This is a genomic window from Pantoea sp. Seng (assembly GCF_009829935.1).
Classification (GTDB): Bacteria; Pseudomonadota; Gammaproteobacteria; order Enterobacterales; family Enterobacteriaceae; genus Pantoea; species Pantoea communis.
On the sequence record NZ_SZZV01000025.1, the window covers coordinates 1 to 22,961 of the forward strand.

19 protein-coding genes are annotated in these 22,961 nt (G+C 55.8%); 4 read left to right on the top strand and 15 right to left on the bottom strand.

Annotation, left to right across the window (positions count from 1 at the left end; translation table 11 throughout):
* Positions 1-139 precede the first annotated feature (139 nt).
* A complete protein-coding gene (locus FD737_RS20885) occupies positions 140-901 on the top strand; it encodes a phosphatase PAP2 family protein (RefSeq protein ID WP_160834466.1) in 762 nt (253 codons plus the stop codon).
* Positions 902-1,259: 358 nt separating this feature from the next.
* On the opposite strand, the gene FD737_RS20890 is transcribed toward FD737_RS20885, so the two are convergent.
* The 7 genes from FD737_RS20890 to FD737_RS20920 form a co-directional block, all read right to left on the bottom strand.
* Positions 1,260-1,547 carry a hypothetical protein gene (locus FD737_RS20890; RefSeq protein WP_160834467.1) on the bottom strand — a complete coding sequence of 96 codons (288 nt, stop codon included), beginning with the start codon at positions 1,545-1,547 and terminating at the stop codon, positions 1,260-1,262.
* Positions 1,548-1,653: 106 nt separating this feature from the next.
* Entirely contained in the window at positions 1,654-3,045 is a 1,392-nt protein-coding gene (locus FD737_RS20895; protein WP_160834468.1) for a heavy metal sensor histidine kinase, read from the bottom strand.
* Positions 3,029-3,733 carry a heavy metal response regulator transcription factor gene (locus tag FD737_RS20900; RefSeq protein WP_160834469.1) on the bottom strand — a complete coding sequence of 235 codons (705 nt, stop codon included), beginning with the start codon at positions 3,731-3,733 and terminating at the stop codon, positions 3,029-3,031. Before FD737_RS20900 ends, FD737_RS20895 begins: the two co-directional genes overlap by 17 nt.
* Positions 3,730-6,813, bottom strand: a complete 3,084-nt coding sequence (locus tag FD737_RS20905) for an efflux RND transporter permease subunit (protein WP_160834470.1) — start codon at positions 6,811-6,813, stop codon at positions 3,730-3,732. Before FD737_RS20905 ends, FD737_RS20900 begins: the two co-directional genes overlap by 4 nt.
* Positions 6,810-7,946 (bottom strand): efflux RND transporter periplasmic adaptor subunit, encoded by a 1,137-nt coding sequence (locus FD737_RS20910; protein WP_160834471.1) that lies wholly within the window; start codon positions 7,944-7,946, stop codon positions 6,810-6,812. The genes FD737_RS20905 and FD737_RS20910 overlap by 4 nt, the downstream gene beginning before the upstream one ends.
* Positions 7,947-8,281: 335 nt before the next feature.
* A complete protein-coding gene (locus tag FD737_RS20915; protein WP_160834472.1) occupies positions 8,282-9,373 on the bottom strand; it encodes an ABC transporter substrate-binding protein in 1,092 nt (363 codons plus the stop codon).
* A gap of 47 nt (positions 9,374-9,420) precedes the next feature.
* Positions 9,421-11,544 (bottom strand): TonB-dependent siderophore receptor, encoded by a 2,124-nt coding sequence (locus FD737_RS20920; RefSeq protein ID WP_160834473.1) that lies wholly within the window; start codon positions 11,542-11,544, stop codon positions 9,421-9,423.
* 512 nt (positions 11,545-12,056) lie between these two features.
* On the opposite strand from FD737_RS20920, the gene FD737_RS20925 reads away from it, so the two are divergent.
* From FD737_RS20925 to fetB, 3 genes are read left to right on the top strand one after another with little or no spacing between them, the layout of a single operon-like run.
* Positions 12,057-12,968: a MurR/RpiR family transcriptional regulator gene (locus tag FD737_RS20925; protein WP_160834474.1), complete on the top strand. Its 912-nt coding sequence runs from the start codon at positions 12,057-12,059 to the stop codon at positions 12,966-12,968.
* Between the two features lie 19 nt (positions 12,969-12,987).
* On the top strand, positions 12,988-13,656 hold the full coding sequence (gene fetA, locus FD737_RS20930; RefSeq protein ID WP_160834475.1) for an iron ABC transporter ATP-binding protein FetA: 669 nt from the start codon (positions 12,988-12,990) through the stop codon (positions 13,654-13,656).
* A complete protein-coding gene (fetB, locus tag FD737_RS20935; protein WP_160834476.1) occupies positions 13,643-14,410 on the top strand; it encodes an iron export ABC transporter permease subunit FetB in 768 nt (255 codons plus the stop codon). Before fetA ends, fetB begins: the two co-directional genes overlap by 14 nt.
* A gap of 43 nt (positions 14,411-14,453) precedes the next feature.
* Here the strand turns inward: fetB and FD737_RS20940 are convergent, their stop codons facing one another.
* From FD737_RS20940 to FD737_RS20975, 8 genes are read right to left on the bottom strand one after another with little or no spacing between them, the layout of a single operon-like run.
* A complete protein-coding gene (locus tag FD737_RS20940; protein WP_160834477.1) occupies positions 14,454-15,302 on the bottom strand; it encodes a VOC family protein in 849 nt (282 codons plus the stop codon).
* Between the two features lie 23 nt (positions 15,303-15,325).
* Positions 15,326-15,697, bottom strand: a complete 372-nt coding sequence (locus FD737_RS20945) for a peptidase dimerization domain-containing protein (RefSeq protein WP_370523127.1) — start codon at positions 15,695-15,697, stop codon at positions 15,326-15,328.
* A gap of 2 nt (positions 15,698-15,699) precedes the next feature.
* Positions 15,700-16,803 (bottom strand): alkylhydroperoxidase domain protein, encoded by a 1,104-nt coding sequence (locus FD737_RS20950; RefSeq protein WP_160834479.1) that lies wholly within the window; start codon positions 16,801-16,803, stop codon positions 15,700-15,702.
* A gap of 12 nt (positions 16,804-16,815) precedes the next feature.
* Positions 16,816-17,820, bottom strand: coding sequence for a putative FMN-dependent luciferase-like monooxygenase (locus FD737_RS20955; RefSeq protein ID WP_160834480.1), 1,005 nt, complete (start codon positions 17,818-17,820; stop codon positions 16,816-16,818).
* On the bottom strand, positions 17,817-19,427 hold the full coding sequence (locus FD737_RS20960; protein WP_160834481.1) for an ABC transporter ATP-binding protein: 1,611 nt from the start codon (positions 19,425-19,427) through the stop codon (positions 17,817-17,819). Before FD737_RS20960 ends, FD737_RS20955 begins: the two co-directional genes overlap by 4 nt.
* Positions 19,424-20,281 (bottom strand): ABC transporter permease, encoded by an 858-nt coding sequence (locus tag FD737_RS20965; protein ID WP_160834482.1) that lies wholly within the window; start codon positions 20,279-20,281, stop codon positions 19,424-19,426. The genes FD737_RS20960 and FD737_RS20965 overlap by 4 nt, the downstream gene beginning before the upstream one ends.
* The gene (locus tag FD737_RS20970; protein ID WP_202404626.1) at positions 20,278-21,222 is read right to left on the bottom strand and encodes an ABC transporter permease; all 945 of its coding nucleotides are present in this window, start codon (positions 21,220-21,222) and stop codon (positions 20,278-20,280) included. The genes FD737_RS20965 and FD737_RS20970 overlap by 4 nt, the downstream gene beginning before the upstream one ends.
* A gap of 12 nt (positions 21,223-21,234) precedes the next feature.
* Positions 21,235-22,857, bottom strand: a complete 1,623-nt coding sequence (locus tag FD737_RS20975) for a TIGR04028 family ABC transporter substrate-binding protein (protein WP_160834484.1) — start codon at positions 22,855-22,857, stop codon at positions 21,235-21,237.
* Positions 22,858-22,961 lie beyond the last annotated feature (104 nt).

Here is a 22,961-nt window from a genome sequence, read left to right on the forward strand (position 1 = left end):
TTAGGTTGTGCCTTCGCCGTTAATAAAGCGGAACCGCTACTCATACCGCTGTTTGATAAACTCAGCAATCTGAATGCTTATGTATTCGGCTATTTAAAGCTCACGCGCGCCAAACATTAATCTGAGGGTAAATAAACCGATGCGATTTTTAACGCGCCCTTATCTTGCGCTGATGATCTGCTGTGCGTCGTTGTTTGCTATTCCGCTGTTTGCCTGGGGCATTCACTGGAGTTGGAATGCCAACGATCAATCCGCGCTATTGTGGTGGTTTTATTTGCTGACGCAGACCGTGAGTAAACCTTTTGGCTTTATCACTTCGGCGTTAATGCTGTTTGTTTTGATTTATACCTTAAATATTCGTCGGGGAGAGTGGCTTAAATTTGCGCTGGTGATGTTGTTGCCGGTGATCGTCGGGCAAGTGGCGGTGAGCGAAATTAAAAAGACTAATCAGGAGCCACGCCCCTATGTGGTGTGGCTGAGTCAGACGGACACTGAGATCGATCGTCACTTTTATCAGGATGATCCTGCTCAGCGGCGGCAGTTGATTACCCAGCGGTTGGCTAATAACACCCAGATTACGGACTGGCAGAAGCAGCACTGGCTGCAGCAGGTCGATCCAGCTTTTCCTTCCGGCCATACAATTTTTGCTGCTACCTGGGCACTCATGGCAGTGGCGCTGCTGGTGGCGCGGCGGAGATGGCTACTGGCGGGAGGGGTGCTGCTGTGGGCTTATGGCGTGATCATCAGCCGTCTGGCACTGGGTATGCACTGGCCGGGGGATCTGTTTACGTCGATTATGATCGCGCTGTATCTGAGTTTGCCGGCGGTGTGGTGGTGGTTGCGGTGGTGGAGTGCGGGCCTTAACGCCTCTGCGACTGCCGGGCCGTCCTCACGCCGCTAGCGCGGTGCCTTCGGCTTCCACGTCGTGCCCTCTCTAACAATACGCAATGCAGGTCAGAAGCAGGCTGGGGCCGCTTAGGGGCAGGCAATCCGCAGCGCTGAACAGAATGAGTCTGCCAGGAGAGCACGCAGGACGCGGGCGAAAGGCGGGGTGGCACACGATGTGCCATACCCCGCCGGTCCGTCAGGCAGAGGAATGAAGTGAAGGTACCGCGCAGCGGCGCGAGGACGCCAGACCCCTAAGCGGTCTCAGCCTGCGTTATCTCCGTTAAGCTCACCACTCGTTTTGGAATCAGTATTAACATGGCAGCGACATAAAAAAATGTTCGCCGCAAAAACTCATGCAGCGAACACCTTATTTATTGCTGTTGATAGACCGGAGAATGCACCGATTTATCCATCAAAGGATGTTGCTGACTGTCATTATCAAAATGACGGGGTTGATCCTCATCTCCCATATTAATTTTCCGCTCGCCGAGATCGAAAGGATAATTCTCGTAAAGTTTATTCGGTGTGCCGGGATGCCAACTGGCGGGGGTTAATAGCCAGGTATTGGCGGTGCGTTCGACACCCATATTGGCTTCAACCTGGGTAACGGCCAGCAGGGAAAACGCGGCTAGGAGAATCGTTACGAGTTTCTGTTTCATGGTGGTCACCTTGTGGTTAATAACAACGGTTGTGTTGATAGCGTTATTTTCTCACTGTGGCGGTGACCACACTCAAACCTGAAGATGACAATTTTGACAGGCGATATTATTGCGGAATCGAGAAGGTAAAAGTGCTGCCTTTGCCGGGCGTGCTGATGACCGCGACTTTACCGCCGAGTAACTCTGCAATGGTTTTCACGATCGCCAATCCCAGGCCGGTATTTTCGGTGCTGGTGCGGGAAGGGTCGGCACGGTAAAAACGCTCAAACAGATGCGGCAGATGCTCGGGTTCGATGCCTTCACCATTATCCTGCACGCTAAAATGCAGCCAGTGGGGCTCGCGTACCGCACGCAGGATGATCTCACCGCCAGTGGGCGTGTAATGCAGTGCATTCGACAGCAGGTTAGAGATGGCGCGCTGAAAATGCAGCGGATCGGCGATAAATGACTCATCGCCCGCTTGTATCAACGTGATGTTTTTCTCCTCCGCCAGAATGTCGTAAAAGCCAATCAAACGACGGAACTCATTGGCGCTATTCAGCGACTCCTTTTTCAACGGCTCGCGACTGTTATCGGCGCGGGCCAGAAACAGCATCGAGGAGACGGTGCGCGACAGTCGTTCACCTTCTTCCACTATCGCCTCTAACGTCTCTTGATAATCTGCTGCACTGCGCGGTTGATTCAGGGTCACGCTAGCCGCTGAAATCAAATTATTGATTGGTGCACGCAGCTCATGCGCGAGGTCGGAAGAGAAGCGCGTCAGCTGGGCAAAGGAGGCTTCCAGTCGCGTTAACATACTGTCGAACGAAGAGGCTAACACGATTAATTCTGACGGCCAGCGCTCGGTGGCCAACCGCGTGTGCAGCTCTTCCACGTTGATGGTTTCAATCTGGCGGCTTATCACCCGCAACGGGCGCAAGCCTCGACGCGCCAGACCGTAGCCGCAGGCGGCAAACAGCAGGATCGCCAGCGCAGCAGCAATCTGCATGCGCGCCCAGTAATTTTCGATGATTTCATTATTGCGTGAGACGTTAAGTGCGGCCTGCACCAGCCACAGCTCTTTGTCCTTGAGCGGGAAAGTGGTGGCGGTAATCAGATACTTCTCGTGCAGCTCACCGTCATGGTGCTTCCAGCTCTGGTAGTTAAAATATTTGGTCGGGGCAGGATAGGCGGATTGCGGCACCCGCATATTTTTCGACTGAGACCAGACCTTGCCGTCGGGGCTGATAATGCGCAACGAAAGGCGATCCTGCTCGGCGATGAACTCGAACAACTCCTTTTGCCACTGCTCCTGCGGTCCCTGACGTTCGCTGATGGTGCTGGCAATCTCTTTCTGGAACTGCAGCGTGCTGCGCAGTTCATTGACATCTTTACTGTTGAGCTGGTCGCGTAACGTTTGATAAAGCAGACCGGAGACGCTGTACAGGACAATTGCCATCGCCAGTGAGAAGAACAGGGTCAGACGAACGGTGATCGGGACGTTACGGGGTATCAGCATGCTCTTTTTCTTCCAGGACATAACCGGCACCCCGGATGGTGTGCAGCAGTTTTACCTTGTAGTTATCATCAATTTTGCCGCGCAGACGGCGGATCGCCACGTCAATCACGTTGGTTTCAGGATCGAAATTCATGTCCCACACCTGCTCGGCGATCACTGTACGCGACAACACTTCACCGCTGCGGCGCATCAACAGGCTTAACAGCAGAAACTCTTTCTGCGTCAGCTCAATGCGGTTGCCTTCGCGTGAGACTTTGTGCTTCACAAAGTCCAGCACCAGCCCGCCAATTTGCAACTGGGATTCATCACTGCTCAACACTGCACTGGGCGTCTGACGGCGCAGGATCACCCGCGCGCGTGCCAGCAGTTCACTGAAAGAGAAGGGCTTGATCAGGTAATCTTCCGCGCCCAGCTCCAGCCCTTTGACGCGATCTTCAATATCGTCTCGCGCGGTGAGAAACATGACCGGTGTGGCGCGGTCGGCTTGCCGCGCCATCTCCAGCAGTTTCCAACCGTTGATGCCCGGCAACATTATATCGAGGATTGCCAGGTCGTAATCGTGGGTAAGCAGCAGGTGCAGACCGTCAATACCGTTGGCGGCCACATCCACCACAAAGTCATTCTCGCGCAGCCCTTTGGCGATGTAATCCGCCGCCATCTGCTGATCTTCTACCAATAACAGTCTCATGCTTCCTCCGTCGCGTGGGTCAGCGCATCCAGACGCGCACCGGTGCGATCAAACAGCAAGTACAGCACCGGCGTGATAAACAGGGTGATGAATTGTGAAAACACCAGGCCACCGACCACGGCCACGCCCATCGGCTGGCGCAACTCGGCGCCAGCACCCCAGCCGCAGGCAATCGGCAGCGCACCCATGATGGCGCACAGGGTGGTCATCATGATGGGACGGAAGCGCTGCAAACAGGCCTGAATAATGGCGTCATGCGCGCTCAACCCCTGTCCACGCTGTGCTGATAAGGCAAAATCGATCATCATGATAGCGTTCTTTTTCACGATACCAATCAGCAGCAAGATGCCGATCATGGCAATAAAGGTCAGATCCAGTCCCATCAACCTGAGCGACAGCAGTGCGCCAACGGCCGCAGAGGGCAGGCCCAGCAAAATGGTAATGGGATGGATCCAGCTTTCATACAGCATGCCGAGAATCACATAAATCAGCGCCAGCGCCAGCACAATCAACCACACCTGGCTGCTCTGCGATTGCTGAAACAGCGCCGCTTGTCCGGCGTAGTTGCCAAACACCGTGGCGGGCAGGTTGATGGCGCTTTCCGCCTGACTGATGGCTTGCGTGGCATCGGACAGAGACTTGCCCGGCGCGAGGTCAAATGAAATGGTGATCGCGGGCAGCTGGCCCTGATGGTTCACGGCGGTGACGCCCTGTACGCGGCTGATATGCGTAAAGGTCGACAGCGGCAACAGATCGCCCGACGCAGAACGGACATAGATCTGTGACAGGTCACTCTCGTTCTGACGGAACGGCTGCTGCACTTCCATGATCACCTCATAGCTGTCTTCCGGTGCATAGATGGTGGAAGCCTGCAATGTGCCGAAGGCGGCGTACAAATTGCTGCGGATCTGGTCGAGATCGACGCCCAGCAGTGAGGCTTTATTGCGGTCAATGGTGAGCTGCGCCTGTAAACCGTTGAGCTGGGCATCACTGTTCACACCGACAAACACGCCGCTCTTGTTCATCTCCGCCATCAGTTGATTAGTGTAGTCGTTGAGGCTTAAGCCGCTGCTGCTGCTCACCGATTGCAGCGTGTACTGATAAGTACTTTTCGCTGCACGGCCTCCAACCTTAAAGTTCTGCACCGGACTGAAGAACACCTGGATACCCGGCATGTAGTGGGTTTCAGCCCGCATCTGCTGTAACACTTGCGCCATCGCCGGGCGCTGGCTGGCGTCCTTCAGCGTAATGTTGAGCTGAGTGGTGTCGTGATCCACTTTTGTCACCAATGTCTCAACCGCGCTGTCCTTCAACAGCGTATTACCCAACTGGAAAGCCACTTCTTTACGTGCGTCGTAGGACATATCCTGCGGCGTATCGATATTCGCCGTGACCTGGCCGATATCCTCCTGTGGGAAGAAACCTTTGGGGGCACTGGTATACAGCCAGGCGGTGAGTGCCACGGTTAACACCGCCACCGAAAGCGTGACCGCGCGGTGATCCACCGCCCAATTCAATCCGCGCGCATAGTGCTGGCGCAGGTTCTCAAACCAGCGCTCAAACAGCTGGCTCCATGCCGGTTCAGGTTTGGCGTGATGAGGATCATCACGCATCAACATTGGCACCAGCAGCGGGATGATGGTGAGTGAGGCGGCGGCCGATACCAGAATCGCCAGTGACACCACCCAGGCAAATTCATGGAACAGCAAGCCCATGGTGCCGGGCATAAAGAAGATGGGGATAAACACCGCCACCAGAGACACCGAGATGGAAATCACGGTAAAGCCGACTTCCCTTACGCCTTTCAGCGCCGCCTTTTTAGGATCTTCGCCCTGTTCGATGTAGCGCATGATATTTTCCAGCACCACAATCGCATCATCCACCACCAGCCCGACGGAGATGGTCAACCCCATCAAAGAAATGTTATCGAGGCTCAAGCCAAAGGCATACATCAGGCCAAACGCACCCAGCAGCGAAATCGGCACGCTCAATGCCGGTATCACGGTGGCGCGCACATGGCGCAGGAACAGCAGGATCACCATGATCACCAGCGCAATGGTCAGCAGCAGAGTGAGATTGACGTCGTGAATGGCGTTGCGCACCGAGATCGAACGGTCATTGAGCAACTGCATGTGCACCGACGCGGGCATCTGCTGCTGTAATTTTGGTAACAGCTGCTTTATGGTGTCGAGCGTCGCCACCAGATTGGCACCCGGCTGGCGTGTCACACTCAGCACGATGGCGGTGTGATTATTCACCGCACTGTGGCTCAGGGTGTTTTCGATGCTGTCCTGCACGCTGGCAATATCTGATAGTCGCACCGGCTGGCCATTGCGCGTTGCCACCACCACCTGACTGAAGTCACTGGCGTTGCGCAGGTCGCCGCTGGTCTGCAACATCATCATCTGACGTTTGCCATCCAGCTCACCCACCGGGGAGTTGTCATTGGCTGCTTTTAGCGCGGTGTGCAACTCTTCCAGCGTCATGTTGGTGGCGGCGAGTTTGGCGGGATCGACTTCCACGCGCACGGCATAGCGCTTCTGACCAATTACCGTGACTTCCGCCACGCCCTTGATCATCGACAGCGACGGCGAGATCAGATCGTCCGAGTAACGGTTGAGATCCGAAAGCGTCATCGAGGGCGAATCCAGACTGATCTGTGCAATCGGCGCATCCGCTGGATTCACTTTGCGGAAGGTCGGCGGCGTGGTCATCTGCGAAGGCAGCTTTTTCAGTGACTGATACAGCGCGGCTTGAACATCAACCGAGGCCGAATCGATGTTCACCGAGGGATCGAACTCCAGCACGATGGTGGTGGCGCCTTCGAGGTTGGTCGAGGTCATCATCGCCACGCCAGGAATGGTCGCCAGATTCTTCTCCAGCGGGGTGGCCACCGAGGAGGCCATGGTTTCCGGGCTGGCACCTGACAGTGAGGCGTTCACTTTGATGGTGGGCGTATCAAACGTGGGCAAGGCAGCCACCGGCAAATGCTGCCAGCACACTGCACCTGCCACCATGATCGCGATCCAGAACAGCAGCACGGCGATCGGTCGCTGCAAACAACGTTCAGAGAAGGTCATGGCTGCATTACCGCCTTATCAATGTTGCTGGCGATTTGCACCGTCATACCAGGGCGTAAGTTATTCGCACCTTCATTCACCACTTTAGTGCCCTGCGCGAGTCCATTGATCACCGCCAGCGACTGCTGCACGCGTAGCAGTGTGATGGTTTGTGCTTGCGCCTGATTGTGTCCATCAATCACATAGACGAAATGACCATCGGGGCCGTTTTGCACGGCTTGCGGCGGCAGCACGACGGCATCGGGCGTGACGCCCGCATCAACTTTGACGTTCTGGAACAGACCCGGCCACAGTAGATGCTGATGGTTATCGAAGTGCGCTTTAAGCGTAATGGTGCCGCTAGTGGTGCTGACGCTGTTATCAATAAAGTCGAGAGTGCCTGGCGTCGGCTTACCGCTGGCGTCCTCCACCCAGACGGTTACCGGGCCTTGTGACTGAGCAGCTAGCACGGGCTTTAAATCGTTCTCAGGCAGGGTGAAGGCGACACCAATTGGGTCGAACTGAATGAGCGATACCAGAGGCAAGGTACTGCCGGGTTGCACCAGGCTGCCGGGATGCACATTCAGCGCCCCGGTTTTACCGCCGGCTGGCGCGGTGATGCGCGTATAGCCGAGGTTGACCTGTGCGGTTTGCACATCCTGCTGCGCGGCCTTGAATTGGGCCTGATACTGCTGAACGTTACTTTGCAGCGTGTCCCAGTCAGACAAAGAGATGTAGTTTTTCGCTTTTAACAGGCGACCCCGTTGCAGATCGTTCTGCGCCTTCACCAGCAGCGCTTTAGATTCCCCTGCGGCGGCCACTGCGCGATCGTAAGCTGCATGCTGGCTGGCATCATCGAGGGTAAACAGGAGCTGTCCGGCTTTCACAAAATCGCCTTCGTGGAAATCGACGCTTTTCACCGTGCCGGTTAACTGTGCCTGAATATCGACCTGATTGAGCGGCACAACGTGGCCCTGTGTTGCCAGCGTAATCGGCAGCGGTTTCACCGTGGCACTGATCATGCTCACCAGCACCGGGGCGTGGGCGGGTTGGACGGCCGCATCGGCCTGTTGTTTCGGCCAGAAGTACCAGCCGCCCCCGGCGATGATCAAACCGACCATCAGCAGAAGAGAGTGTTTAGATTGAAAAGCCATGGTGCCTCGACGAGCGGAGTAATTTTTCACAAGTTTATCGAAGGCCACCGAACAGAATGGAAAGAGGCAGATGACAAATTTGTCATCTTCAGATGTGCAGCTTCTTCAGTGGGTTACAAAAAGAAAAACGCCACAGCGTGGCGTTTTAGTGGGTGAACCAGATGGTCAGAAAACTCACAACGGCAAACAGGCTCAGCGCAAGCGCCAGGTATTCGCTGGCAGGGCGGACAAACATCGATTTCATAAAAATATCCTCGTGGTCATGAGGCTATTTTCGCGAACCAAGATTAATTCAACCTTAGGACTGATGCGCTTCGGTTAGCCGCCCCAAAAAATTAATTGTGGGTCCAGTAGGTGCCGGTTTCTGGAATCGGCAGGAACTGCTGGTTCATCTCGCTCAGCGTCTCGTCGGGAGAAAGATCGTGAAACAGCTGCGGGTGGAAAGTTTTGGCGAAAAACTCGGCGGCCAGCAGGTGCCACGGACTCATATAGAAATTTTGCCAGAAAGCTGCGGCACGCTGCTGCTGCACAGCAGGCAGGGCTGACACCGTGGTGTCCTGTGCTAAGGCACGCAGGAAGGTGGTTTTGGCTTGTTCCGCATTCACCAACGGGCCGAGTTGCAGCGCGCTGGTCTCCTCCGGGCCCGAAGATCCAGTGGCGATATAGATGTCGGGATTGGCGGCAATCACCGCTTCCGGATTGAGCTGACCAAACACCGCGGGGAAACGCCCGGCGGCAATGTTGTCGCCCCCAGCGAAGGCGATCAAATCCGCCAGGTTGCCATGCGCCACCGTGGTCCAGCATTCAGCTTTCTTACCCAGATGTAACTGCAACATCACTTTCGGCCGCGTGCCGTGCCAGTTGGCTAAGCGATCGCGAATGCGCTGCATATGCTGCTGATAGAAAGCAATAAAACGTTCACTTTTGGCTTCATCATTGAGTGCCGCACCGAGCGTACGCAGACTGGCAACGGTATTCGCCAGCGGATCCACACGAAAATCAAGGAACAGTACCGGGATATTCGCTGCCTGAAGCTGCAGCATAAACTGCGAGTTATTGGGCGGTGTACGCGCATACACCGGCAGGATCACCAAATCCGGCTGCAGCGCGATAATCTTCTCTACGTTCAGTTGCGAGAAGTTGGAGTTGCCAATCTGGGTAATCTTGCCGATCTCCGGGAAGGCTTTGACGTAACGATCCCAGGTCTGTTTATCCAGATTGCGCAGATCAGCGGGCCAGCCGACCACCCGTTTCGCCGGGTTGCCGTCTTCCACCAGCGCGAGGGTATAAATCATCCGGCTTTCGCCAATCACAATCCGCTGTGGATTGTCCGGGACGTTCACCTGGCGTTGCAGGCTATCCGTCAGGGTTTTGCTCTGCACCGCCAGTGGCAATAACAGCAGCAAAGTCAGTAGCACTCTTTTCATCGCATTGCTCACAGTGGGCTCCGCCGTCAAAGGCGGAGCGCAACAGATTAGAAGTCGACAGCGGCCTGTAAGTACATTACGCGCGGTTCACCTTCAATCACGCGCAGATTACCGGCGCTAGATTCGTAGTATTCGCGGTTGAACAGGTTCTTCACGTTGAGCTTCAGCTGGGTGTGTTTACCGATCAACTGGCTATCCCAGGCGATAAACGCATCGGCCACGGTATACGCAGGCATCACGAAGCTGTTTTCCGGATCGCCAACACGGGTACCGACATAACGCCCACCGCCGCCAAGGCGCAGTTCACCCGGCAGCCAGGAGAAGCGCAGGGTGTGGCTGAGATACAGGCTGCCCATATTGGTCGGTGCGTTGACCAGACGGTTGCCGACGTTATCAGGATTCACGTTGTCGGAAACAATCTCGGTTTTGTCGTAGCTGTAGTTGGCGATCAGGTTCCAGTCTGGCGCGAACTCCCCATTGACCTCCAGCTCAGCCCCGGTGGAGCGTGCTTTGGGGATGTTGCGCGTCACGCCGTTAATGAAGATCGACATATCTTCTTCATCAATACGGTACAGCGCCAGCGTAGCGGCCAGATTGGGCGCAACCTGCCACTTCGAACCGACTTCCCAGGTGGTGCCTTTCTCGGTGGAAGCCACGTTGCCGTCATCATCGGTTTGGGTGGATGGCGTAAACGATTTGCTGAAGCTGCCGTAGAGCGAGACATCCGGTAATACTTTGTAGACCACGCCGAGCTGCGGCAGGAAAGCGTTGCCACGATCGTTGAGCGTGCTTTCCGGATCGATAAAGCCGTTGCTGGAGGTCTGGGTATAGCGCTGGAAACGACCACCCAACACCGCGATCCATTTATCCGTCAGGTGAATGCTGTCTTTGGCAAACACGGAACGGCTATAGAGATTGGTGCGCAGGTTGCTCAGCGCATCGTTATAGGTGCTGTCGCTGACAATCGGCTCTTCACCGTACACCGGATCGTACATATTAAAACTGCGTGAAACGGTGCCGCGATAGGATCGTGCTTTGTAGGTTTCATTCTGCTCATAATCGACACCCACTAACAGGTCGTGCTGCATGCCCGCGATGGTGGGTGAGCCGCTGACATCCCAGGAGACATATTCGGTCTGATGGTTAAAACCTCGGTTGGCGTCAGCGCGGCGTGAGACGATGCCGGTGGTGGTGTTGATGGCGGTGGCGCGCACTTCATTACTGTCATAACGACGCTGCATCCAGCCGTAGTTGAGATGCGTATCCCAGATGTCATTCAGGTTGTAACCGTAGGTGACATTCAGGCGCTTGTTTTTGCCCCAGGCATGGTTAGCACTGTCATCCAGACGACGGTTATAGGGAATATCCACCGGTTTACCGCCAATAAACGCGGTGCCACGGTCGTAAGGCACATCGTATTTGTATTCAACGTAGCTGACGTTGAATGACGCACGGTCGCCATACCAGCTCAATGACGGCGCCAGCAAGGTGTGCTCGTTAACGCCAAAATTGCGCCAGTAATCCTCGCGCTGACGCTCTGCCACCATACGGAAAGCAAAGCCGTTGCCGAGCGGCCCGGTGATATCCACCATGCCAGTGCCGCCGCCGTAGCTGCTGGATTCACCGCTGACGTGGGTGTTCCATTCGTATTGCGGCTTTTTGCTCACCAGGTTGATGATGCCGCCAGGGTTAAGAATGCCGAACAGTAGCGATGACGATCCTTTCAGCACTTCAACATGATCGATGCTGGAATCCATGGTCAGACCCTGGTTACTGCGCACGCCATCGATAAAGATCGAACCGTCGGTGTTGGAGCCGAAACCGCGCTTCACAAAACCATCTTCAGTACCGCCCAGGGTATTGCCCTGGGTGACGCCACTGACAAATTTCACTGCATCATTCAGGCTGGTGACCTGATAGTCCTTTATAACTTGTGGCGTCACCACGCTGATCGACTGCGGCGTTTCATTGCGTGGCGTGTTGGTGCGTAGTGTGGCGGCGGCATCATCCTGGTTGTAGGTGGTGGTGGAAGAGGCGGGTGCGGCGGTCACGGTTAACGTGGAGTCTGCAGCGCTAGCGGAGTAGCTGTAAAGCAGCGTTGAAGCCAATAATACCTGTGAGCCAGAGAGCGTATATTTAACCGCTGGTGAAAATAAGCAAAGATACTTCATTATTTAAATCCGCATCAAAATAGGGAAATATTGAGAAGGCTGGATGGTAATGAGATTGATTTTTATTTACAACCAGAAATTGTCTATTTTTCATCGCATTGATGTATTTTTTTAATTATTTATCTGCGGAATCTTGCTGCATAAAACATCCAGATCATGCAACTGCAGCTAGCGTGTAGTTTTTAAAATGCTAGGTTTTATATATAATTATTATGCAAATGTAGTAGTGAATGTAGTTTCATTGATCGGTTTTTTATTTGACTACATTTTAACAGCTATCACTTCCCACTCTGCAGTGAAGTTAATGCATTGGAGCGGTTAACTTATTTTAATTAAATTAAGGTATTCTTAATTTTTATCGGAATAATACGTTTACTCCTGCCTCTGTTGCGTGGGGGAAGGGAGCATTCACGCTTTGCTTCGTGACGTGTTCTGGATTATTCTCGCGCAGCATGGCGTCGCGATGGTTGCGTCGGGCAGCGTAACTTACTTATTAACAAGGTGTTTCACCCGTGACTGATTCCGTGCCAAAAACCAGCAAGCGGCCCTACGATCTCTACGGTGAGCGTTTTCACGCCGCTAAACATCAGCTCACGCCGCGCCTGTTCAAAGTGGCGAATTACATCCATCAGCACCGTAGTGTGGTACTGGATAAAACCGCGCTTGGCATTGCCATCGATACCCAAACTTCGGATGCCACGGTGATCCGTGCCATTCAGGCATTAGGTTTCTCCGGCTTCCGTGACTTGAAGATTGTGATGGCGGAGTTCCTCGGCGTCACACAGCGCTCGCCAGCACGCGTGGCCTCCACGGTCAACGCCTTGTCGCAGGATGCCAAAGGCAGCGTTGATTTCGTGCTGGATAGTTATCGCATCAGCTGCGATATGCTTGCTTCCAGCGCCAATCGTCAGGCGATTCAGCAGGCGATTGATCTGCTGCAGCAGGCGGACCGCGTGGCTATTTTCGGTATTGGGGCGTCTGCGATACTGGCCGACTACACTGCCCGTTTACTCAAACGTAATGGCACATCCGCGTATGTCTTAAATCGTACCGGCATCGCCCTCAGCGAACAAATTGCCGAGATGCGCCATGCCGATGTGTTGATCATGCTGGTACAAAGTAGCGCGCATCCCGAAGGGCTGGTGACGCTGGCCGAAGCGCAGCGGCTGGGGATAAAGATCATTGTGCTGACCGGCGCGCCAGACAGCATCTTTGCCCAACGCTCTGACGTCACCATTAAGATCCCCCGAAGTCGTGACGCGGATAAGATGCCGGTACACGCCACGCCAATGATCTGTCTGGAGATTTTAGTGCTGGGGTTGGCGGCCACCACGCCGGTTGCCACCATGGAGAGCATGAGCAAACTGTATGAGATCAGTAACGCATTGACGCGCCCCGGCGCGCGCAAAACCAACAAGTCCTGAACCCATTTTGGAAGCGAACATGACCAGCGATTCTCCTCTGCTTGATGTGCAGGGGATCACTTATGCCATGCAAGGGCGAACCTTGCTGGCGCCCGTTTCACTGCAACTTAATGCAGGTCATTTTTTGCTGCTGACCGGGCCCTCTGGCAGTGGAAAAAGTACGCTGTTGAAGATTCTGGCCTCGCTGCTGGCACCCACCGCTGGACAGATCCGGTTTGAGAACCGCGATATTGCGGTGATGAAAGCCGAGCACTATCGCCAGCAGGTATCGTACTGCTTTCAAACGCCGCAGCTGTTTGGCGAGACGGTGTATGACAATCTGGCGCTGCCATGGCAAATCCGTCAGCAGAAGCCATCACGCGAGGCGCTGATTGCGTCATTAGAGAGCGTGCATCTGGATGCTGAGATGCTGGATAAACAGGTGGAGCAGCTGTCAGGGGGTGAGAAACAGCGCGTGGGTTTACTGCGCAATCTGCAATTCTTACCCAAAGTGTTGCTTCTAGATGAAGTGACGAGCGCACTGGACGAAGAGAACAAGGCGGTTGTCCAACAGCTGATTCAGCAGCGAGTGCAGGAGCAACTGTTGGCGGTGGTGTGGATCAGTCACGATCCCGATGAGATCCAGCATGCGGAGAAAGTGCTGAGACTGACGGCACCGGAAAGAGGAGAGTCGCATGAGTCAGCATAATATTACCGACAGCTCACTGCTGTTGTCGCTGATGCTGGTGGTAATCGCACTGATCATCAGCCAGAAAGAGAAGCTCGGCATGAGCAAAGACATCATCTGGAGCGTGTGCCGCGCCATCGTGCAGTTAGTCATCGTGGGTTACGTGTTGAAGTCGATTTTTGACCTCAACAACCGCTGGCTGACCATTTTAATGGTGCTATTTATCTGCGTGAATGCGGCACTGAACGCACGTAAACGCAGCCGCAATATCGACCATGCGTTGGCGATCTCATTCGTGGCGATCACTACTGGCACCGCGCTCACTCTCACTATTCTGCTGTTGAGTGGCGCCATTGAGTTTATCCCGATGCAGGTGATCCCGATTTCCGGCATGATCGCCGGCAACGCCATGGTGGCAGTAGGGCTGTGTTACAGCAATCTTAACCAACGATTCAGCGATAATCGGCAGAAGATTTTAGAGATGCTGAGTTTAGGCGCTTCGGTGAAAGTTGCCTCGGGTCGGCTGATTCGCGACAGTATCCGCGCGGCAATGATCCCCACGGTCGATGCGGCAAAAACCGTGGGGCTAGTGAGCCTTCCCGGCATGATGTCAGGATTGATTTTTGCCGGGATCGATCCGGTAAAAGCGATAAAATACCAGATCATGGTGACCTTTATGCTGATCGGCACCGCCAGCCTCTCGACCATCATTACTGCCTATCTGTCGTATCGTCGTTTCTACACTGCGCGTGCACAGCTGAAGAACGGTGTTTAACCGGGTAGGGCGCGGCCCTCAGGGCCGCCCATGGATCGGATAGTTACTGCTGAAACCGCAGCGCCACGCCAAAGGCATGCTCAGCGCTGACGATAAGCGCTGACTCCTCTTCGTGGAACGGGATATCGCCCAGCAACAAGCTGGCTTTTACCTTGCGCAGATCTGCACTGCGCAAGCTTAATGCTGCCATGCGTGCACTGCCGTTGTAATCGAGTGGTAATCCGGCGAAACGTTGAGTGACATATCCGGCAGCCGCGAAGCGCACGGTCGCCACGCCGGCTTTTAATACGAAGGCACCTTCCTGGCAGGCCGTCAGCGCATTCGCCCCAAACAGCCGACTATAAGGTTGTGCCGCCGCCGCAGGATCCTGCGCCACCACCACAAACTCGATAATATCGGTCACGCCATTGGGATGCTGACGCCATGCATCCTGCCATACCGCGTATGGGGTCTCGTGCTGGCAGAAGAAACTGCGGCCATTCGGCACCAGCGCAGGCCGTAACTGCACGGTGCGGAAACGCGCCTGATCCTCATCGCCATCTGGCAACTGCACCGGACGGAAGAAGCTGGCAGGCAAAGCGCCATCAATGTCCTGGCTCTCGAGATAACGCCATACCGCATCGACATCGTCGGTCTTCCACACCAACCCGCTCAGGCCAATCGGTGATTGCCACACATCCTGGCGCAAATTGGCGCGCCCCGGCTCAAAGCCGAGCAGCTCAAGATAGTTGTCACCAAATACGGCCAGATGGTTACTGGATCCGAGCGAATGGTGGCCGCGTTCGGTGAGCTGAAACCCTAATCGGCGAAATAACGCACTTGCCTCATCTAACTGATCGGCCACGTTGATCACCACGTGATCAAGACGGGGAATCGGTACTGAAATCGCCATCGCTTTCCTCCTTGCTCTCATGGTCACCGCGCCCATGCTGGTGCGTCCGGTTCGGATGTTGACAGCGGCTGCCAGTTGACGTGCGTTTCCGCGCCAAAGCCGGCGGCAATACCGGCAATCAGGGTGGTGATTTGCGTATCGGTGTGCTGATCCTGACTACGAACGATGCCTTCAATTTCCGCGGTTTGCGGTAGCACATTCCAGCTATTACCGGCCGTTAAGCGCGTAATGCCAAGCGTCCATTGGCGATGACGACTGGGGAGTGCATAAAGCGCGGAAACGATATGGCTGCCGATCACAATGACATCAATGCCTTCATGTGGCCGCGCGGCATGCGCGCCTTTACCAGTCAGGGTGATGTGAAAACGCTGTGTGGAGTGGGTTTTCCCGGTCATGGTCATCCTTGTGATTGTTCAGGTAAAAAAGGCTCGCCCAGCGTCAACATCAATCGGTTTGCCCAGGCAAAGAAAGCGGCGGACTGGATAACATCAAGCAGTTCCAGCGTGGTGAAACCCTGATCGCGTAATGTCTGCACCTGTTGCAGGCTCGCGGCGGCGGGAGTGAGGGAAAGCGTTGCGACCAGGTCAATAATCGCGGCCCAGCGTGGTGACTGGCCGTGAGCCAACTCTGCGCCTGGAACAACATTCAGCAGTTTTTGCACTGCCGCATCGTCTTTTGATAACTGGCTGGCTTTAAGCGCGTGGACAGAGGCGCAGAAGATACAGCCATTCACTTTACTGACCACCGTGGCGGCCAGTTCACGTTCAGCACGCGGCAATCCGCCAGCGGTGTAAAAGATGCCTTTGTCGGTCAGCGTACGCTGTTCCAGCAGCGGCAGATTACGTGCCAGCAGGCGGAAGTAATCGGAGTCGCTGTGGCCGTTTTTCTTCAGCGTAGCCTGTTCATCGGCCGTGAATTCATTAAGTGGTTTGGCCGCCAGCCAGGGTTCCCAGCCTAATTCTTGTTGGGTAAAGGCGGTGAGGGCGGTTTGGCCGCTTAACGTCAAGGGTGCATCGTGCCACTTGCCTGCTACGGCGTGCGCTTGTGGGTCACTCTGCTCGCCGTTGAGCAGGCGTAAGCCGGTCAGTAAACGACTCTGGAAGCTCACAAAGGCAATTAACTGTGCGAGGGTGACAATGCCACGCGGTGTCCAGCCAGCGCTTTGCAGGTTTTGAATGTGTTTGGGTGCTGCATCCACCGGGTGCAGGCTGAGCAGTTCGGCAAAGGCGTGACCGGCCGCGAAGCGCGCATCATGTGCCTTGTTGTTCACCTGTTGCTGATAATGCGCCTGTAAGCGGGTGGCTCCGTGCCAGTCTGCGACCTGCGCAGCTAAGGTAAACCGCCATTGCAGCGGAAGATCCGCATCATCCTCACTAAACAGCACCTCATAACTCCCTTGCGTGTGCTGCGTGGCAGCGTGGCGCGAGTTGCGTACTGACGCGAGTTCCGACGAGGGATCGATATCCGCTAAGGCGGCCAGTAAATCAATGGATTGAGACATCTTGTTCTCCTGTTAAGCCTGTTCCAGAGCGCGTAGCTCCGGGGCGATATGGTCAGCGATTAATTCAATGGAACGCAGAATGTCAGCGTGTGGCGGATCGATTGAGTGCACCTGGAAGGTGATATCGGTGACGCGTTGCAAGGTGGAGTCGGCGAGCAATGACGCCAACACCGCAGGCGCATCACCAAAGTGCGCATCAAGCTGGCGCGCATGGCTTTCCAGCGTATGACCGGTGATAACGTGGCCAGCAGCCTGGAACTGTTCAGCCTGACGCTGCAAACCCGGCTCCGCGAGACGGCGCGCATAGTCGTTCGAATCGGCAACAAACGCGGTGCGCGAGGCGAGTATGCGCGGTGCAATATCGGCCGGTAGCGCGGCCAGATAGGCATCAATCATCGGATTTTGAATGGCATCCAGCGGCAAATCAGGCTGGCCCGGCGGACGCGGCTGTGTGCGGGACAACATCAAGCCATGTCCTGCGGCGCCCGCGCGTGCGGCACCTTCAACTGAGAATGTGGCGATCCACACGCGCTGTGCCAGCGTTGGGGCGGGCGGATAGAGATGATTATCCGGGTGCGCAAGTGTATCGCCGCGCCAGGCGCTGAGCAGTGTGTGCAACTGGTCGGCAAACACGCTGGCGCGTTGGTCAATGGTCAAGCCAAAGGGCAGGAAAGAGGTTTTCGTGCCACCCGATCCCAATCCGACTTCCAGTCGCTCATGACTGAGCAGATCCAATACGGCGGCATCCTCCGCCACGCGCAACGCGTTTTCCATCGCCAGCGTAATAATGCCAGTGCCAAGACGGATCGTGCGGGTGTGAGCGGCCACGTGGGCGAGGAAGACCAGTGGCGCAGGCAGACCGCCTTCCTTCTCATGGAAATGATGCTGAGCGATCCAGGCGCTGTCGAATCCTAAACGTTCAGCGTGCTGGATCTGTTCGGTGGCGAGGCGATAGCGCTCTTGCGCCGATACCTCATCCAGCAGGCGGGTGAAAAAGCCAATGCGTTTACGCGTCATGCAGACTCCTTAATCAGCGGACGGATAGCAGGGATGGCGTCAATCAGTGCACGGGTATAAGTATGCTGAGGTGCGTTAAATAAGGTGACGGTGTCACATTGTTCAACCATTTCCCCCGCCCTCAGTACGGTCACGCTATGCGCAATGCGGCGCACCGTAGCGAGATCGTGGGTGATAAACAGATAGGTTAATCCCAGTTCCTGTTGCAGCTGTTGCAACAACTGCAGGATTTGCGCCTGTACGGTGACATCCAGTGCCGAGGTGGCTTCATCCAGCACCAGTATCGCCGGTTGCAGGATCAGTGCGCGCGCAATCGCCACGCGCTGACGTTGACCTCCGGAGAGTTCACGCGGTTTACGGGTTAGCAATTCCAGCGGCAGTGCCACTCGCTCAGCCACAGCTTCAACCCGCTGGCGACGCACATCGGCACTGAGTTTTTCGAAATTACGCAGCGGTTCTTCGATAATGGCAAACAGCGTCTGGCGCGGATCCAGTGATGCAAACGGATTCTGATACACGAACTGGATTTTGCGTCGGAGTTGGCGCAGCGCTTCACCGCGCAGCGCACTGGCATCAATGCCGTCAATCACCACGCGTCCGCTGTCAGCCTGTTCAAATCCCAGCAGAATGCGCGCCAGCGTGGTTTTACCAGAGCCAGATTCACCGACCAGTGCGTGCGTGGTGCCGCGTGGCACTGTCAGGCTGACCTGTCTGGCGACCTGTAACTGCTGTTGTTTGCCAAGTGAGAACTGCTTGTTGATGGCTGAAAGCTGGATCGCGGGTGTCGAAAACTTTGCTTCAGGTGAAATCGCCAGCGCCGTGTGGTCCGGTGAAGCATCTTGCAGCAACTGGCGCGTGTAAGGGTGCTGTGGCGCATTAAACACCTGAGCGGCTGGCCCTTGTTCCTGAATCTCGCCGTGACGGAATACCAGCAACCGGTCGGCGCGTTCTGCCGCCAGCGCCAGATCGTGCGTGACAAACAACACCGCAGTGCCCGACTCACGGCGCAGCACATCCAGCAGATCCAGAATGCGTTTCTGCACCGTGACATCCAGCGCGCTGGTGGGCTCATCCGCGATGATAATTTGCGGTCGCAAGGCGAGGGCGATCGCAATCAATACCCGCTGCTTCATGCCGCCAGAAAGCTGATGCGGATACTGCGTCAGTCGCTGTTGCGGATGGCTCAACCCGACTTTTTCCAGCAGTTCCAGTACACGCTGCTGGCGCTCAGACTTGCTGATTTTCTGATGCAGTTGCAGCATCTCACCCATCTGATCGCCGATGGTTTTCACCGGGTTGAGTGAGTTGCCGGGATCCTGTGGCACCAGACTGATACTGACGCCGCGCAGGCTGTCCATGCGTTTAGCTGACCAGTCGGCAATGTCGGTGCCGTTTAATACGATCTTGCCGCTGTCGCGGCGACCATTTTCGGCCAGCAGGCCAATAATCGCCTGTGCGGTGGTGGTTTTACCGGAGCCGGATTCGCCGACTAATGCCACCATTTCACCTGCCTGCAAGGTAAAGCTCACGTTGTGCACCACTTCACGCCACTGCCCGCGCTGTTGATAGCTCAGCGAAAGATTTTCTATTGCGAGTAATGCACTCATGCGTCACCTCCGGCGAACTGTTGGCTAATGCGATTCGCCGCCAGCACCACGGCCACTACCACAATGCCGGGGAAGGTGGTGAGCCACCAGGCGGTGGCCAGGTAGTTACGCCCTTCAGCAATCAGTAATCCCCATTCTGGCGTAGGTGGCGGTGTGCCATAACCCAGGAAACTGAGGGTAGAGAGTGCCAGAATCGCCTGACCAAACTGCAGTGCGGCAAAGGCAATCACCGCCGTCAGCGAGTTGGGTAAAATGTGTCGCCACAGCACCTGCCAAAAGCTGCCGCCGCTGCCGTAGGCCGCTTCAACATATTCGCTGCGCCGCACACGCACCACTTCACCACGTGCCAGCCGGGCAAAGCTGGCGATGGAGGCAATTCCCACGGCCAGCGCGGCATGCACTGTGCCAAATCCCAGCAGAATCAGTACGCTGAGTGACAGCAGCAATGAGGGAATCGACAGCAGCACGTCAACCAGGCGCATCAGGGTGTTTTCCGTACGCCCGCCTACCGCGCCCGCCAATACACCCAGCGTGGTGCCGCCAATCAGACCCATCGCCACGGCGGCAAAGGCGGCGGACAGTGACTGTGAAGCACCGTAAACAATACGGGTAAACAGATCGCGGCCGAGCTGATCGGTCCCGAGCCAATACGCGGCCTGCGGCGCTAAACGTTGCGCGCCGGGAATCCCCTGCGTTGGGCTGTAATGGGTCAATAATCCTGGCGCGAATGCCGCTAATAGGGCCAGCAGCATCACCGCCCAGGCCAGCCAGAGTCCGGGCTGAATCTGCCAGCTGCGTTGGGTACGTGGGGTGGCGTCGCGTTGGCGAGCGGTAGCGTAATCGACGAGACTCATCGGCTTCCTCCGGCGATAGGTTGCAAACGGGGATCGAACAGTGGCATCAGCACATCGACCAGCAGATTGATCAGGACAAAGGCCAGCGCAGAGATCATCACCACCGCCTGTAACACCGCGACATCCTGATTATTGACCGCCTGCTGCGTCAGTTGGCCGATACCGCTGAGACCAAATACGGTTTCGGTGATCAGCGCGCCGGCGATCAACTCGCCCAGCAGCAGACCGGCCACGTTGAGCACCGGCAGCAGCGCATTGCGCATCACGTGTCGCCACAGCACGCGATTGGCGCTGGCGCCTTTGGCTCGTGCCACCGCCACATAAGGCTGCGTTGAAATCTGGTCAATACTGCGCAGCAGGATTTGTGCCAGCGGCGCGGAGATCGGGATCGCCACCGTGATCACCGGCAGGATTAAACCCTGCAATGGCGACGGGTTGATCACCGGTATCCAGCGCAACTGAAACGAGAACAGCTGTATTAACGCGATGCCGAGCCAGAAGGTGGGCAGCGAGATAAACAGCGCAGGAACGGATTGCAGCAACGAACGCAGCAGACGCAGTGCGGGCAAGCGCGACAGTGCCGCCAGCGCAAAGGCCAGCAGCGTGGCCAGCGCAAAACCCAGCACCGCCAGCTGCAGGGTGGCGGGCAGGTTGCTGATCAACAGATCGCTCACTGACACGCCAGCCTGTACTGAATAGCCAAAATCACCGTGCAGCATCGCCAGCAGCGTATGGAAATATTGCTGCCACAGTGGATTATCCGCGCCATAAGCCAGCCGCATCTCAGCGATCTGATCCGGGCTCAAGCCCAGATCCGGGTTCTGGAATTTAATCAGCACCGCATCGCCCGGCAGCACCTGCAGCAGCAAGAACGTCAGGGTAAACGCGGCCCATAATACCAGCACGCTTTGACCCACTCTTCGCAGCAGAGAACGTTGCATCATCAGCCTGCCTTAGTGTTTTTCCAGCCACGCGCCGTAGAACGAAGGACGACCCACCGCTTCAAAGCTCACGCCTTTGAACCAGGGAGCACCCGCGAACACTTGCGGCTCTTCGAAGATCGGGATCACGTAAGCCTGATCGAGCAGATAGCGTTGGACATCGCCGGTCAGAGCCAGACGTTTAGCCGGATCCACTTCCGCTGAGATATCCACCAGCAGTGCATTCAGCTTGTCGTCGCGGAAGTTTTGCACCTTGTCGCTGGAGCCGCCTTTTTGCAGCAGCGCGTTACGGTTGGTGGGGTAGAAACTGCTTTTGATCACATCCGGATCGGCACGGCCGACTTCCGTGACGTTGAGCGGCGTTTTCAGCGGATCGAGATTATCCAGCGTGGCGCTGCCCGCATCGCCCGCTTTCACCGCTAAGGCGACGCCCACCTGACGCCACTGCTGTGCCACCAGTTGCAACACTTCTTTGTTCTGCGGCTGTGGCAGGGATTCGTAGATGGCGAGGGCGAGCTTTTTACCTTCTTTCTCACGAATCCCATCGCTACCGACCTTCCAGCCTGCTTCATCAAGCAGCTGTTTTGCCAGGGCGGGATCGTACTTCAGCTTGTCGGCGAGGTTGACGTAACCGGCTGCAGAATGGGCAATAACCGACGTGGCCTGCGGATAGTTAGGCGAGAACAGTGTCTGCACCACTTGCTGCGCGTTGGTAGCGTGCAACAGCGCCCGGCGCACCTTCAGATCACTGACCAGCGCATTGTCAGGACGGAAGCTGATGCTGTCGTTTACACCGCGTGTGGGTGCGGCATAAATCGGGAAGTTTTGCTGCTGCGCCTGTTTTTCGTCATAGGCCTGGACCTGGCGGATAAAGTCTGCCTGGCCCGCCAACAATGCGCCGATGCGCACGCTATCTTCCGGCGTGACGATAATTTTGATGCCATCGAGATTGGCCGGGCCTTGCTGGGCGATATTTTTCGGCCCCCACTGATAATCTTTACGCGCGGTGAGATCGACTTCACGCCCGAGTTTTTCATCACTGACCACAAACGGACCGGAGCCAATAATATGGCGTGCGTCACCCAGTTGATCGAAGCTTCGTTGCAAAGTGCTTAGAGAAACTAAGCCAGATCCGATGGTCGCGGTGCCCTGTAAAAATCCCGGAGAGGGTTTCTTGAAATAGAACTTCACCGTCAGCGGATCGATGACTTCACTGTGGTCGTAGTTATTGATCACTTCTGAAACTGGCAAGCGCAGGGCTTTATTGCCGAGGCCGTAGGTATCAAAGTTTTTGGCCACCGCGTTGGCATCTAGCGGCGTGCCATCGGAGAAGGTGACGCCCGGACGAATTTTAAAGGTATATTCGGTTTTATCGGTGTTGCTGCTCCAGCTTTCCGCAACCCAGGGTTCAACCTGCAGCGTCTTTGGATTCTGCCACGTCAGCTTATCGGTGATCTGGTTGAGGATACCGCCGTTGGGGTAGAAACCACCGGCAGGCGGATAGAGGTTGGTATGTGGCTGCTGTTCAAGATACACCAGCGTACCTCCCTTGACCGGAGTGTCCGCCGCGTGTGCGCTAAATATCCCTGTCAGCAGGGCTAAGCTTAATGCCTGCAAGTGAAAATGCTTACTCATGGTGAATTCCTTATGATTCAATAGCCCGGCGGGCGGATTTCATCATCAAATGCCGCACCCGCGAGGAGAACCAAGGAATTGCACTAAGCTTTTGCGAAAAAAAT